The organism is Serratia sp. LSHTC3 (assembly GCF_057197125.1).
The window spans coordinates 514,505-529,132 of sequence record NZ_JBXUNP010000003.1; the positions used below are offsets into that span (position 1 = coordinate 514,505).

The following is a 14,628-nucleotide window of genomic DNA, read 5'->3' on the forward strand; positions in this document are numbered from 1 at the left end:
ACTCTGTTGCAGGAATAAGTACCACCGCAGAGAGGTGTCTGATGCAGTTGGAAAATGGCTGGATTGTTGGGGTGACGCGAGTGCTCTCGCCGCACTGCGATCGGCGCCCGGATGACGAGCCGCCCTCGCTGCTGGTCATCCACAACATCAGCTTGCCGCCCGGCGAGTTCGGTGGCCCCTATATCGACCAGCTGTTCACCGGCACGCTCGACCCTGCGCAGCACCCTTATTTCGCCGAGATCCATCAGCTGCGGGTGTCGGCGCATTGCCTGATTCGCCGCGGCGGAGAGATGGTGCAGTATGTGCCTTTCGACCAGCGTGCCTGGCACGCGGGCGTTTCCCTGTATCAGGGACGTGAGCGGTGCAACGATTTCTCCATCGGCATCGAGCTGGAAGGCACTGACCAGTTACCCTACACCGAAGCGCAATATCGCACGCTGCAGGCGGTCACCGTGCTGCTGGCCGAACGTTATCCGCCGCTGGCGGCCAATATCGCCGGGCATTGCGATATCGCCCCCGGCCGCAAGACCGATCCCGGGCCGGCGTTCGATTGGGATCGCTATCTGGCATCTCTGGAACAACGCGGCGCGCCCGCCGACGCTATGCTTGAGACAAGAAAAAGGGAGAGGAATCGCTAATGACGCTGTTTACGCTGTTGCTGGTTTTGGCCTGGGAGCGCCTGTTCAAGCTGGGAGAACACTGGCAGCTGGATCATCGCCTCGAAGTGGTATTTCAGCGGCTGCATCGGGTTTCGCTGGCACAGACGCTGGCGATGACCGCCGCCTGGATGGTGATCGTCTGGGGCGTTCTGTGGTTGTCGCACGGGCTGTTCTTCGGCGTGGTGACGCTGCTGCTGTGGATCGTCATCGATCTGCTGTGCGTCGGCGCCGGCATCAAGCGGAAACACTACCGCGCCTACCTGAAAGCGGCGCGGCAGGGGGATATCCACGCCAGCGATCAGATGGCGGAAGAGCTGGCGTTGATCCACGGCTTGCCGGTGGACTGCAGCGAAGAGCTGCGCCTGCGCGAGCTGCAAAACGCGCTGCTGTGGATTAACTTCCGTTATTACCTGGCGCCGCTGTTCTGGTTTGTGGTCTTTGGGCCGTACGGGCCGATCGCGCTGGCGGGGTATGCCTTTCTGCGCGCCTATCAAACCTGGCTGGCGCGCCACAATACGCCGCTGGAGCGTTCGCAATCGGGCATCGATCACCTGCTGAACTGGCTGGACTGGATCCCGGTGCGTTTGGCTGGAGTGGCCTACGCGCTGTTTGGCCACGGTGAACGCGCGTTGCCGGCCTGGTTCGCCTCGCTCGGGGATCGGCATTCGTCGTCGTATCAGGTGCTGACGCGGTTGGCCCAGTTCTCGCTGGCGCGCGATCCGCATATGGATCCGGTGCAAACGCCGCGGGCGGCGGTGACGCTGGCGCGCAAGGTGACGATGATCATCGTGGTGGTGGTGGCGCTGTTGACCATTTACGGCACGCTGCTTTAAGCCGCAGAGAAAAAAAACGGGCGCCGAGGCGCCCGTTTTTTTTTGGCCATTCGGCCGGGATTACAGCTTGGCGAAGCAGCGACGCGCGGCGTCGATGGTGCGCTGGATGTCTTCCTTGCTGTGCGCCACGGACATGAAGCCCGCTTCGAAGGCGGACGGTGCCAGATACACCCCTTCTTCCAGCATCAGGTGGAAGAAGCGCTTGAAGCGTTCCACGTCGCACTGCATCACGTCCTGGTAGCAGGTGACCGCCGGCGCGTCGGTGAAGAACAGGCCGAACATGCCGCCGACGTTGTTGACCACCAGCGGAATATTCTCCTCCTGCGCCGCATGCAGTAGGCCTGCGGCCAGCATCTCGGTCAGTTCGGTCAGCGTCTGGTGCACGCCGACCTGTGAGACTTCGGTCAAACAAGCGTAGCCCGCCGCCATGGCGATCGGGTTGCCGGACAGGGTGCCGGCCTGGTAGACCGGGCCGGTCGGCGCCAGCGCGTCCATTACTTCGCGACGGCCGCCGAAGGCGCCCACCGGCATGCCGCCGCCGATGATTTTGCCGAGGCAGGTCAGATCCGGCTCGACGCCGTAATAGGATTGCGCGCCGGCCAGCGCGACGCGGAAGCCGGTCATCACTTCGTCGATGATCAAGAGCGCGCCGTACTTGTCGCACAGGGCGCGCAGGCCCGGCAGGAATTCCGGCAGCGGCGGCACGCAGTTCATGTTGCCGGCGACCGGCTCGACGATGATACAGGCGATTTCGGACGGGTACTGTTCGAAGGCGGCGCGCACCGAATCCAGATCGTTATAGGTGCAGGTCAGAGTGTGCTTGGCGAAGTCGGCCGGCACGCCCGGTGAGTTCGGCTGGCCGAGGGTCAGCGCGCCGGAGCCGGCTTTCACCAGCAGGCAGTCGGCGTGGCCGTGATAGCAGCCTTCGAACTTGATGATTTTATCGCGGTTGGTGTAGCCGCGCGCCAGGCGGATGGCGCTCATGGTGGCTTCGGTGCCCGAGTTCACCATGCGCACCATATCCATCGTCGGCACCAGCTCAGTGACCAGCTGCGCCATTTTGACTTCCATCTCGGTCGGCGCGCCGAAGCTCAGGCCGCGCTGCGCCGCTTCGATTACCGCGTCGCGGATCGCCGGGTGGTTATGCCCCAGCACCATCGGCCCCCAGGAACCGACATAGTCGATATAGGCCTTGCCGTCGGCATCGAACAGGTAAGCCCCGTCTGCCCGCTCGATAAACAGCGGCACACCGCCCACGCCGGTGAATGCACGCACCGGAGAGTTTACCCCGCCGGGGATCAACTGTTGCGCCTGGGCGTACAGACTTTCGGACTTGCTGTGTAGGCTCATAAATCGGCTCCTGGATTCTCTTTTGAATGATTTGACCGCGCTATTCTAGAGGAGAGCGCCGCGTTATGAAACGATCACAGTCAGATACCATTAACGGCAGCGTCCGCCGCCAGGTTGGGGTAGAATTATCGCTCTGCCTATTTGTATTACAAATTACCTGACGAATCACTCGCGATGACAGAATCACAATCACAGCCCGTCGGGACGTTGAGCCCGCGTCTGCGCCGCAGCGATGCGGTGCGTCAGTTTATTCGCCGCGATAAAACCCCGGTGGCGATCCTGGTGATGGCCGCGCTGGTGGGGGCGCTGGCCGGTTTGCTCGGCGTGGCCTTCGATAAAGCGGTGGAGTGGGTGCAGCAGCAGCGGCTGGCTTCGCTGGCGCAGGTCGCCGACTCCTGGCTTCTGGTGTGGCCCCTGGCGTTTATCCTGTCCGCCGCGCTGGCGGCGCTGGGCTATTACCTGGTGCGGCGCTTTGCGCCTGAGGCGGGCGGCTCGGGCATTCCGGAAATCGAAGGCGCGCTGGAAGAGCTGCGGCCGGTACGCTGGTGGCGCGTGATCCCGGTGAAATTCATCGGCGGCATGGGCACGCTGGGGGCGGGCATGGTGCTGGGGCGTGAAGGGCCCACGGTGCAGATGGGCGGCAACGTCGGGCGCATGGTATTGGACGTGCTGCGCATTCGCGGCGCCGAGGCGCGTCATACGCTGCTGGCGACCGGGGCCGCCGCCGGGTTGTCCGCCGCGTTCAACGCGCCGCTGGCCGGCATCTTGTTCATCATCGAAGAGATGCGGCCGCAGTTCCGCTACAACCTGATCTCGATTAAAGCGGTGTTTATCGGCGTGATCATGTCGAGCGTGGTGTTCCAGCTGTTTAACGGCCAGGGGGCGGTGATCGCGGTCGACAAACTTTCTTCGGCGCCCATCAATACCCTGTGGCTCTATCTGGTGTTGGGGGCGATCTTCGGCGCGGTGGGCGTGGGGTTTAACGCGCTGATCTTCCGCACCCAGGACATGTTCGCGCGCCTGCACGGCGGCAGAATGCGCAATGTCTTGCTGATGGGCGGGCTGCTCGGCGGCGTGTGCGGCATTCTGGGGCTGATCCAGCCGGAGGCAGCGGGCGGCGGCTTTGGGCTGATCCCGATCGCCGCGGCGGGCAACTACAGCGTCGGCATGTTGATGTTTATCTTTATCACCCGCATCTTCACCACGCTGCTGTGTTTCGGTTCCGGCGCGCCGGGCGGCATCTTCGCGCCGATGCTGGCGTTGGGCACGCTGTTCGGCACCGCCTTCGGGCTGGCGGGGGCGCATCTGTTCCCGCAGTACGGCATTGAGGCGGGCACCTTCGCCATCGCCGGCATGGGGGCGCTGTTCGCCGCCACGGTGCGCGCCCCGCTGACCGGCATCGTGCTGGTGCTGGAAATGACCGACAACTACCAACTTATTTTACCGATGATCATCACCTGCCTCGGCGCCACGGTGGTGGCGCAGCTGCTCGGCGGCAAGCCGCTTTATTCGTCGATCCTGGCCCGCACGCTGCAAAAGCAGGAGGCGCAGCTGGCGCGGGAGGCGGCGCAGAAAACAAGTAAGGAAAATACAACAAATGCGGTGAATACTTGAACGCAACACTCAGGTATCGGATAATCGTTAATATTAATCAGGCAGCCATAGTCGCGATCTGATGCTGAACAATGTTGGGAGTAAAGAGTATGAGTGATCAAACGGCACTGCCCCTGCAATTTACCGAGGCAGCAGCAAACAAGGTTAAGTTCCTGATTGCTGACGAAGAAAACCCGAACCTGAAGTTGCGGGTTTATATTACCGGCGGCGGCTGCAGCGGATTCCAGTACGGCTTCACTTTTGACGACAAGGTCAACGATGGCGATATGACCATCGAGAAGCAGGGCGTGGCGCTGGTGGTCGATCCGATGAGCCTGCAGTACCTGGTCGGCGGTTCGGTGGACTACACCGAAGGGCTGGAAGGATCGCGCTTTGTGGTGACCAACCCGAATGCCAAAACCACCTGCGGTTGCGGTTCGTCGTTCAGCATCTGAGTTTGCCTGCCAGAATATCAACCCGCTCGCCTTACGGCCGGCGGGTTTTTTTATGCCTACCCTTCCACGAGGATCACTGCCGTGCCGTTCTCCTGCGCCGGCCAGCCGGCCGTGAGTGATGTGCGGCGGCTCAGCGTTCGAGAATAAAGGCGGGCAGCTTGAGATGCCAACGAATGGCCGCCAGCCGAATGGCCAGGGTAATGAGCATGCCCAGCATCATGGCCTGTTGCAGCGGCATATTGAAGGTGTAAAACGCCGTGGCGTGCACGATGCCGCCGATGATGCAGGCGGTGGCGTAAATTTCGGTGCGCAGGATCATCGGGATCTCGCGCGCCAGCACGTCGCGGATAATGCCGCCGCCGACGCCGGTGATTACCCCCATGCAGATCGCCACCAGCGGGCCGGTGCCGGCCGCGAAGGCCTTGTTGACGCCGATGCCGACGAACACCGCCAGCCCGACGGCGTCGAGCACCGGAAGCACCCACTTCGGCAGGCGGCGCGGCTGGCGCACCAGCAGCAGCGTCAAGACGCAGGTGATCATCGCCACCACCAGATCGGTGGGATCCTTGACCCAGAACACCGGGCCGTTGGCCAGCGCCATGTCGCGGATGGTGCCGCCGCCGACCGCGGTGACCACGCCCAATACCAGCACGCCGAACGGATCCATGCGCAACTTGCCGGCCAGCAGCACGCCGGAGACGGCGAACACCGCCGTGCCGAGAATATCCAGCCAGAACACCAGCATCAGCGGATCTCCGCCAGCTGGCGGCACAGCTGCTGCGCCGCCAACAGTAGGCGCGGCCCGCCGCGATTGAACCAGTCTTCATTCAGCGCGATCACCGGCACCTGCAGCTGCGGCGCCCAGAAGGCTTTCACATTGGCGGCCTCTTTCGCGCCGCCGGTGATGACGATGGCCTGCGGCTGACGCGCCAGTACCTGCTCGCGGCTGATCTGCGGCCAAGGGGTGCGGCTGTCGGCGAAGACGTTCTGCCCGCCGCACAGCGCCAGCACCTGGCTTTGCAGCGTGGCGCCGGAGCTGGTGAACAGCGGCTGGGTGCCGAACTGCAGCAACACGCGGCGTGGCACGTTAGTGGCGTACTGTTGCCTGAGAGCGGCGAACTGGCGGCGAAGGCCTTCTGCGGCCTGATGCGCCTGGTCCGGGTGCGGGCTGTAGCGCGCCAGCTTGTCCAGCAAGCCGGCGATCCCTTCGAGATTGTCGGCGTCCGCATAGAAGATCGGGATGCCGAACGCGGCGAGCTGATCCAACGCGCGTTGCGGATTGCCGCCGCGCCAGGCGAGGATCAGATCCGGCTTGAGCGCCAGCACCCGCTCCAGATTGATGCCCTGCCAGGAGGCCACCTGCTCCAGCCTGGCGGCCTGCGGCGGGTAATCGGAATAGGCGCTCGCCGCCACCAGCACATCGCCCATGCCGGCGGCATAGGCGAGTTCGGTGGCGTTGGGCGCCAGGCTGATCACCCGCTGCGCGGCGCCGGCCGGCAGAGCCAGCCAGAGCGCCAACAGGCAGAACATCGAGGTGAAGCGCAGTCTCACATCAACCGCGCTTGGCCAGGGTTTGCAGCATGGCGTTGACCATCAGCGTGGACTGCTTGGCCGCTACCACCAGGAACTCGTCAAAGCTCATGTGCGATTCGCTGTCGGCGACGTCGGAAATGGCGCGCACCACCACGAACGGCGTGCCGAACAGATGGCAGACGTGGGCGATAGCCGCGGCTTCCATTTCCACGGCGGCGACGCTCGGGAAGGTGGCGCGGATGCGCGCCAGCGGTTCGGCGCCGTTGATGAAGGCGTCACCGCTGCAGATCAGGCCGCGCACCGCGTGCAGATCCAGCTGTTTGATGCAGCTTTCCGCCAGCGCGATCAGCGCGTCGTCGGCGACGAACGCCGCCGGGCAGCCGGCCATCTGGCCCGGCTCGTAGCCGAAGGCGGTGACGTCGGCGTCGTGGTAGCGCACTTCTTCCGACACCACGATATCGCCCACACGCAGCGTGCTGGCCAGGCCGCCGGCGGAGCCGGTATTGATCACTACGTCCGGGCTGCAGTGCTCCAGCAGCAGGGTGGTGCCCATGGCCGCAGAGACTTTGCCGATGCCGGATTTCAGCAGGGCCACGTCAACGCCGCCGATCTGGCCGGTGTAGATTTCGCAGCCCGCGCGCTGGATGGTTTGACGGTTTTCGATTTGATCGCGCAGCAGGGTGACTTCCTGCTCCATTGCGCCGATGATGCCTACTTTCATAAATAACACTCGCTGATTGGCCGTGAGAATTGCGGCATAGTCTATCATGGCTGTGTAAGAGAGATAATGCGTTGCATCCGCCGCCGGGAATTGTTATCACGGGGGCAGGGCGCAACGGCGGAGAAACAGATGTCCGGGATCGACTTCAAGCAAAAAATCAGCTTCCAACGGCCTTTCAGCAAACCGATCGAGGCCGAGGAAGAGTACGACATCGTGCGGCAGTTCGAGAGCGATCGCGGGCGCATCGTCAACTCGGCCGCCATTCGCCGTTTGCAGCAAAAAACCCAGGTGTTTCCTCTGGAGCGCAACGCGGCGGTGCGCAGCCGCCTGACGCACTCGATGGAGGTGCAGCAGGTCGGGCGCCATATCGCCAAAGAGATCCTCAACCGCTTCAAACAGGCGGGTAAGATCGATGAATTCGGCCTGACCCGGCTGCTCGATCCGTTTGAGAGCATCGTGGAAATGGCCTGTCTGATGCACGATATCGGCAATCCGCCGTTCGGTCACTTCGGCGAGTCGGCGATCAATGACTGGTTTGCCCAGCGGCTCGATCCCACCAGCTGCGGCAGCGAGCCGGGCAGTCACGATCGCTGCCAGGTCGCGGCGCTGCGCCTGCATGAAGGGGAGAGCGATCTGAACCGGCTGCGCAGCCGGATCCGTCAGGATCTCAGCCACTTCGAGGGCAACGCCCAGGCGATCCGCATGGTGTATAGCCTGCTGAAACTCAATCTGACCTACGCGCAGGTCGGCTGCATTTTGAAATACACCCGCCCGGCTTATTGGGCGGGCGACATCCCCGCCAGCCACAGCTATTTGATGAAAAAGCCCGGCTACTATCTGGCGGAAGAGGCCTTCGTCGATCGGCTGCGGCGTGAGCTGCATATGGGCGAGTTCGATCGTTTCCCGCTGACCTACATTATGGAGGCCGCCGATGATATCTCTTACTGCGTGGCCGATCTGGAAGACGCGGTGGAGAAGAGCATTTTCACCGTCGAGCAGCTGTATCAGCACCTGATTCAGGAGTGGGGCGAGGTGGCGCCGGGCGATCTGTTCGACAAGACCGTCGCCAGCGCGTTTCGCAAGATCGATCGCGGTGGCGCGCGGCGCAGCGCGGAAGATCAGTTCTTCATGTATCTGCGGGTGTTTACCGTGGCGCGGCTGGTGCCGCACGCGGCGCAGCGCTTTATCGACAATCTGGACGCGGTTTATCAGGGCAGCTTCAATCAGGCGCTGCTGGAGGATTCCAGCCCGGCCTACCGGCTGCTGAAAATATTTAAAAATGTGGCGTTCAAGCATGTGTTCAACCACCCGGAGGTCGAACAGCTCGAGCTGCAAGGCTACCGGGTGATCAGCGGCCTGCTGGACATTTACAGCCCGCTGTTGGCGATGTCGCTGGCGGACTTCAGCCTGCTGGTGCGTGAGGACAGCCACCGCGCTTACCCGATCGAAACGCGCCTGTTCCACAAGCTGTCCACCAAGCATCGGCTGGCGTATGCGGAGGCGGTAGAAGGGCTGCAGCATTTATCGCCGGAGCAGCAAGCCATTCGGGAATATTATTTCCGCGCGCGTTTATTGCAGGACTATATCAGCGGAATGACCGACCTTTATGCCTATGATGAATATCGTCGATTAATGGCGGCGGAATAATTAAGCTGAGGAATAATTATCAGCAATTCCAACCGGTTGGCTGTCTTGATTTTTGTAAAGACGGACAATATTTGTTTACTATTGCCAATCATCTGTGCCGGAACTTCAGGCTATTAATTAACTCTGAATAAGCACGCAAGACGGCCATTCTTTTTTGAACGACTTTATAAGAGACACACAGATGAAAAAAACCGCATTAGTTCTGAGCGCATTGGCATTCAGCATCGGCATGGCGATGGGCCCGGTGACGGCCAGCGCCGCTGAAACCGCCTCTTCCAGCACCCAGCAGTTGCCGAGCCTGGCGCCGATGCTGGAAAAGGTAATGCCTTCCGTGGTGAGCATTAACGTTGAGGGCAGCACCACGGTCAATACGCCGCGCATGCCGCAGCAGTTCCAACAGTTCTTCGGTGAAGATTCGCCGTTCTGCCAGGACGGTTCGCCGTTCCAGGGCTCGCCGATGTGTCAGGGCGGTGAACAGCCTGGGCCGGATGGCCAGCCGCAGGGCACGCAGCAGAAATTCCAGGCGCTGGGCGCCGGGGTGGTCATCGATGCCGCCAAGGGCTATGTGGTGACCAATAACCACGTGGTGGATAACGCCAACAAGATCCAGGTGCAGCTGAGCGACGGCCGCCGTTTCGACGCCAAGGTGATCGGCAAGGATCCGCGTTCCGACATCGCCCTGATCCAGCTGAAAGACTTCAAGAATCTGACGGCGATCAAGATGGCGGATTCCGATCAGTTGCGCGTCGGCGATTACACCGTAGCGATCGGCAACCCCTACGGGCTGGGCGAAACCGCCACCTCGGGCATCGTTTCTGCCCTGGGGCGCAGCGGCCTGAATATCGAAAACTACGAAAACTTTATCCAGACCGATGCGGCGATCAACCGCGGCAACTCCGGCGGCGCGCTGGTTAACCTGAACGGCGAGCTGATCGGCATCAACACCGCGATCCTGGCGCCGGACGGCGGCAACATCGGCATCGGCTTCGCCATTCCGAGCAACATGGTGAAAAACCTGACGGCGCAAATGGTCGAGTATGGCCAAGTGAAACGCGGCGAGCTCGGCATCATGGGCACCGAGCTTAACTCTGAGCTGGCCAAGGCGATGAAGGTCGACGCGCAGCGCGGCGCTTTCGTCAGCCAGGTGGTGCCGAAGTCTTCCGCCGCGAAGGCGGGCATCAAAGCCGGTGACGTGATCGTCACCATGAACGGCAAGGCCATCTCCAGCTTCGCCTCGTTCCGGGCGGAGATCGGCACGCTGCCGGTCGGCAGCAAGATGTCGCTGGGCATTATCCGCGACGGCAAACCGGTGACCATTGACGTCACGCTGGAGCAAAGCGCGCAGACCCAGGTGGCCTCGGGCAATATCTACACCGGCATTGAAGGCGCCGAGCTGAGCAATGCCCAGGTCGGCAACCAGAAAGGCGTCAAGGTCGACAGCGTGAAAGCCGGCAGCGCCGCCGCGCGCATCGGCCTGAAAAAGGGCGACGTGATCCTGGGCGTGAACCAACAGCCGATCCAGAACCTGGGCGAGTTGCGTAAAATCCTCGACAGCAAGCCGTCGGTGCTGGCGTTGAATATTCAGCGCGGCGATAGCCAGCTGTACCTGCTGGCGCAGTGATAAACGTCAGGCGCTAAAAGCAACAAAGGCACGCTATGGCGTGCCTTTTTGCATTATGGCCTGAGGATTCAGGCCGGTTGCGCCAGATGCACGCGCGCCGCGTGGATCACCAGTTCAATCTCATCCAACAGCTCCAGCCACTCCGGCTCCAGTTCGTCGTTGGTGATGCCCTGGCGCAGCTGCCGCTCGAGGTAGAAACACAGCTGCTTGAGGCGCGGCACGCCGCTGTAGCTGCAGCTGCCGTGCAGCTTATGGACCAGGTCGAGGATCTCGTCGTCGTGTTGCCCTTCGAGCAGCGCCTGCACTCGTTCGCGCACCTGCGGCAGGAAATCGAGCAGCATTTGCAGCAGATCGCGCGCCAGATCCGGCTTATTGGCCGCCTGACGCAGCGCCAGCGGCCAGTCGAGCGACAGCGGCGCGTCGTCGGCGACGGCGTTTTCCATTTCGCCACTGTGATAGCGCGACAGCACGCGGGTCAGCATTTTCTCGTCGATCGGCTTGGCCAGGTAGTCGTCCATCCCGGCCTGCAGCAGGTGCTCGCGCTCGCCGCTGGCGGCATGGGCGGTGACGGCGACGATCGGCGTGGAGTTGTGGTGCGGCAACTGGCGGATCAGTTCGCTGGCGTGAATGCCGTCCATCTTCGGCATTTGAATGTCCATCAGGATCAGATCCAGCACGTTGTTGCGCGCCAGCGCCAGCGCTTCCTCACCGCTCTCGCACAGCAGCGTTTTTTCCACCTGTTCGCCCAGCAGCGTGCCGATCAGCTTCAGGTTGGCCGGGTTGTCGTCGACCGCCATCACCGTCAGCGGCAGACGTTTACGCTCAGGCGGGGCGGCGAGCCGATCGGGCGTCTCCATTCTCAGCAGAGGGAACAGACGCGTGCTGGTGATCGGCTTGATCAGGCAGCCGAGCGCGCCTTGTTGTTTAAGCAGCTCGGCATCGATCTGCGCCTGGCACGGCAGCGCCAGAATGACCCTATCGGCCAGCTTCAGCGAGGCCAGCAATTTGTCCTGATGCTGCGCCATGTTGTCGCGGAACGGGATCGGCACGCCGGCCAGCAGGAAGTCATAGTGGCTTGACGGCAACTGGCCCAGCGTCGGCGAGTGGGTGATCACCAGCTGCGTGACGCTGAGCATGTTGAGCGTCGCCTGCGCCGCCGTTGGGTTAGACTCGATATAGGCCAGCGTTTTGCCGTTCAGATCCGGCAGGCTCGGCGCCAGCGACAGCATGCCCTCGTTCAGATCCAGCGTGATATGGAACCAGAAGGTCGAGCCGCGGTTCAACTGGCTGTGGAAGCAGATATCGCCCCCCATCTCTTTCACCAGCTTTTGTGTGATCACCAGCCCCAGCCCGGTGCCGCCGTGGCGGCGGGAGATGCTGGCGTCCGCCTGGCGGAATGCCTGGAACAGCTGCGACTGCTGGCGTTCGGAGATGCCGATGCCGGTATCGTGGATCTGCACTTCCACTTCCACCCGGCGATCCAGCTGTTTGCGCAGCTCGACGCGAATGTCGATATTGCCGGTTTCGGTGAATTTGATGGCGTTGCCCAGCAGGTTGGTGATGATTTGCTGCAGGCGCAGCGAGTCGCCGATCACCTGCTCCGGTACGTCGTTGTGCACATCCAGCGTCAGCTCCAGGCCCTTGTCGTGGGCGCTGGGCGCCAGCAGCACCACCACTTCGTCCAGCGTTTCACGCAGGGCGAACGGAATATGCTCCAGCACCAGCTTGCCGGCCTCCAGCTTGGAAAAGTCCAGCACGTCATTGATGATGGTCAGCAGGTTGTTGGCCGAGCGCTCGATGGTCTGCAAATAGTCGGTCTGGGTTGCGCTCAGATCGGTTTTCAGCATCTGGCGGGTGAAGCCGATCACGCCGTTGAGCGGAGTACGCAGCTCATGCGACATGTTGGCCAGAAATTCGGACTTGATGCGCGCCGCCTCCTGCGCACGTTTTTTCGCCAGATCCAGTTCGACGTTCTGGATCTCCATCTGCTCCAGCGTTTCGCGCAGGTCTGACGTGGCCTGATCGATGTTCTGCTGCATCTCTTCGTGATAGGCGGTGAGCGACATCGCCATCGAGTTGATGCCGTTTTTCAGCATGTGCAGCTCGCCGAGCATGTAGCCTTCCACGCGGCTGTCGAGCTGGCCGCGGCGGATGCGGTCGACGGTGTTCACCATATTGCGGATCGGGCCGGTCACGTCGCGCATCAGCCGGTAAGCGAACAGGATGGCGATACACATGCACAGCAGCAACAGCAGGGTAGAGACAAAGACCTCTTTATATTGCTGCAGCCGCACCGACTGCAGATCCAGCTCGATCGCCACATAGCCCAGGTTGTTGTCGGGATGGCTGCCGCCGTCGGCGGTTTCATCCGGATACTGGCTTTCCGACAGGATCGGCGTGCGCAGGATCAGCGAATCGCCGCGTCGGGTGAGCATCAGATCGGTGGGCAACGGCACGCCTTTCGGCAGCTGCAGCTGAGCGAAGTTGTGATGATAATTGGAGGTGACGAACAAATTGTTCTGCGCATCGAACACGGTGATCGAACGCACGATGTCCGAATGGCGGCGGTGCAACAGGCTGACCAACTGCCTGACCGATTCGCGGCTGCGGAACGTCATGCCGTACTCGCTGGCCACCGCCAGCGGCTCGATGATGCTGGCGCCGGCGTCGACCAGTTGTTCCTGCAGCTCGTTATAGCGGTGCACCACGAAGAAGGTGCTGAGCAGCAAACCAATCAGCAAGGTCGGTGCCAGAATCAGGATCATCATGCGCGCACGCAGGCTGTATTTGGTCATGGGATTCCAATGTGGGAGAATTGACAGCTGACACTAGCTTAATGAACCAGCACACAATCGACAAATATGGCGCAATTCTACTCTCCCAAACGCCGCGTGACGACCCGGCAGAGCTCACAAATCTTCACCGTGACGGTGAGCGATCTCGATCCTTTCGGCCAGGGCGTGGCGCGCCACGACGGCAAAGCGGTGTTCGTGCCGGGCGTCTTGCCGGGCGAGCAGGCGGAAATCCAGCTGACCGAAGACAAGCGTCAGTTCGCCAAAGGCAAGCTCAAACGCCTGCTGAGCCGCAGCCCGCAGCGGGTAGAACCGCGCTGCCCGCATTTTGGCGTGTGCGGCGGCTGCCAGCAGCAACATGCGGATGAGGCGCTGCAACAGCAGAGCAAGGCGGCGGCGCTGGTGCGCATGATCGCCCGCGAAACCGGAGTAACCCCGCAACAGGAACCGGTGATCGCCGGCCCGGAATACGGCTATCGCCGCCGCGCCCGCCTGAGCCTGGCGTGGCAGCCGAAGCAGCAGCGCCTGATGATGGGCTTTCGCCAGGCGGCCTCCAGCGAGCTGGTGGCGGTGGAGCACTGCCCGGTGCTGCGGCCGGAGCTGGAGCAGCTGCTGGCGCCGGTGCGCGCCTGCCTGAGCGGGCTGCAGGCGGTGCGGCGGCTGGGGCATGTGGAGCTGGTGCTGGCGGATAACGGCCCGCTGCTGGTGCTGCGTCATCTCGACGCGCTGAAAGAGGCGGATCGGCAGGCGCTGTTGGCGTTTGGCGAGCGGGAAAAGGTCGCCGTTTATCTGGCGCCGGACAGCGATCGGGTGGAAAAACTGTGCGGTGAAACGCCGTATTATCAGGTTGACGGGCTACGCTTAGACTTCAGTCCGCGCGACTTTATTCAGGTCAATGACGTCGTAAACCAACAAATGGTGGCGCAGGCCCTTGAATGGCTCGACATTCAACCCAATGATCGGGTGCTGGACCTGTTCTGCGGCATGGGTAATTTCACCCTGCCGCTGGCGCGCCGCGCCGCCGCGGTGGTGGGCATCGAAGGTGTTGCCACGCTGGTAGCGAATGGGCAATATAATGCACATAAGAATAAGCTGAATAATGCGTCGTTCTTCCATGAGAATCTGGAGGACAACGTTGCGCGGCAACCTTGGGCAGCACAAGGGTTTGATAAGGTGATGCTGGATCCCGCCCGCGCTGGTGCGGCCGGGGTGATGTCACACATTGTAAAACTGGCGCCGGCGCGGGTGGTGTATGTTTCCTGTAACCCCACCACGCTGGCTCGCGACAGCAACGTGCTGTTGAACGCCGGTTATCGTCTTGCGCGCGTGCGGATGTTGGATATGTTTCCGCACACGGGGCATCTTGAATCAATGGCGCTGTTTATCAACGAGCGTGCGCCAGAGGTCGCTGCAAAGTAGGGAGA

The 14,628-nt window shown here is 62.0% G+C and carries 12 protein-coding genes; 7 read left to right on the plus strand and 5 right to left on the minus strand.

What is annotated here, in order from left to right; all coding sequences use genetic code 11:
• The first annotated feature begins 41 nt into the window (after positions 1-41).
• Together ampD and ampE are read left to right on the plus strand one after the other, a co-directional pair.
• Complete coding sequence (gene ampD, locus AC2CGI_RS15245) at positions 42-638, plus strand: 1,6-anhydro-N-acetylmuramyl-L-alanine amidase AmpD (protein ID WP_015376660.1); 597 nt, start codon at positions 42-44, stop codon at positions 636-638.
• Positions 638-1,492, plus strand: a complete 855-nt coding sequence (gene ampE / locus AC2CGI_RS15250) for a beta-lactamase regulator AmpE (protein WP_004932714.1) — start codon at positions 638-640, stop codon at positions 1,490-1,492. Before ampD ends, ampE begins: the two co-directional genes overlap by 1 nt.
• Before the next feature lie 60 nt (positions 1,493-1,552).
• On the opposite strand, the gene hemL is transcribed toward ampE, so the two are convergent.
• Positions 1,553-2,842 carry a glutamate-1-semialdehyde 2,1-aminomutase gene (hemL, locus tag AC2CGI_RS15255; protein WP_015376661.1) on the minus strand — a complete coding sequence of 430 codons (1,290 nt, stop codon included), beginning with the start codon at positions 2,840-2,842 and terminating at the stop codon, positions 1,553-1,555.
• 174 nt (positions 2,843-3,016) lie between these two features.
• Between hemL and clcA the strand changes: the two genes are divergently transcribed.
• Positions 3,017-4,456: a H(+)/Cl(-) exchange transporter ClcA gene (gene clcA, locus AC2CGI_RS15260; RefSeq protein ID WP_033634217.1), complete on the plus strand. Its 1,440-nt coding sequence runs from the start codon at positions 3,017-3,019 to the stop codon at positions 4,454-4,456.
• Positions 4,457-4,545: 89 nt separating this feature from the next.
• On the plus strand, positions 4,546-4,890 hold the full coding sequence (gene erpA / locus AC2CGI_RS15265) for an iron-sulfur cluster insertion protein ErpA (RefSeq protein WP_004932708.1): 345 nt from the start codon (positions 4,546-4,548) through the stop codon (positions 4,888-4,890).
• Between the two features lie 130 nt (positions 4,891-5,020).
• Here erpA and AC2CGI_RS15270 read toward each other — a convergent pair whose 3' ends face one another.
• From AC2CGI_RS15270 to mtnN, 3 genes are read right to left on the minus strand one after another with little or no spacing between them, the layout of a single operon-like run.
• Complete coding sequence (locus AC2CGI_RS15270; protein ID WP_015376663.1) at positions 5,021-5,635, minus strand: TRIC cation channel family protein; 615 nt, start codon at positions 5,633-5,635, stop codon at positions 5,021-5,023.
• Positions 5,635-6,420: a vitamin B12 ABC transporter substrate-binding protein BtuF gene (gene btuF / locus AC2CGI_RS15275; RefSeq protein ID WP_015376664.1), complete on the minus strand. Its 786-nt coding sequence runs from the start codon at positions 6,418-6,420 to the stop codon at positions 5,635-5,637. The genes AC2CGI_RS15270 and btuF overlap by 1 nt, the downstream gene beginning before the upstream one ends.
• A 22-nt stretch (positions 6,421-6,442) precedes the next feature.
• The gene (gene mtnN, locus AC2CGI_RS15280; protein WP_015376665.1) at positions 6,443-7,144 is read right to left on the minus strand and encodes a 5'-methylthioadenosine/S-adenosylhomocysteine nucleosidase; all 702 of its coding nucleotides are present in this window, start codon (positions 7,142-7,144) and stop codon (positions 6,443-6,445) included.
• A 129-nt stretch (positions 7,145-7,273) separates the two neighbouring features.
• Here mtnN and dgt point away from each other — a divergent pair, with 129 nt between their 5' ends.
• Together dgt and degP are read left to right on the plus strand one after the other, a co-directional pair.
• A complete protein-coding gene (dgt, locus tag AC2CGI_RS15285) occupies positions 7,274-8,791 on the plus strand; it encodes a dGTPase (RefSeq protein WP_076740945.1) in 1,518 nt (505 codons plus the stop codon).
• A 181-nt stretch (positions 8,792-8,972) separates the two neighbouring features.
• On the plus strand, positions 8,973-10,412 hold the full coding sequence (gene degP / locus AC2CGI_RS15290; protein WP_015376667.1) for a serine endoprotease DegP: 1,440 nt from the start codon (positions 8,973-8,975) through the stop codon (positions 10,410-10,412).
• 68 nt (positions 10,413-10,480) lie between these two features.
• On the opposite strand, the gene barA is transcribed toward degP, so the two are convergent.
• Positions 10,481-13,207 carry a two-component sensor histidine kinase BarA gene (gene barA / locus AC2CGI_RS15295; RefSeq protein ID WP_076740946.1) on the minus strand — a complete coding sequence of 909 codons (2,727 nt, stop codon included), beginning with the start codon at positions 13,205-13,207 and terminating at the stop codon, positions 10,481-10,483.
• 66 nt (positions 13,208-13,273) lie between these two features.
• Here barA and rlmD point away from each other — a divergent pair, with 66 nt between their 5' ends.
• A complete protein-coding gene (gene rlmD, locus AC2CGI_RS15300; RefSeq protein WP_021505325.1) occupies positions 13,274-14,623 on the plus strand; it encodes a 23S rRNA (uracil(1939)-C(5))-methyltransferase RlmD in 1,350 nt (449 codons plus the stop codon).
• Positions 14,624-14,628: the final 5 nt, after the last annotated feature.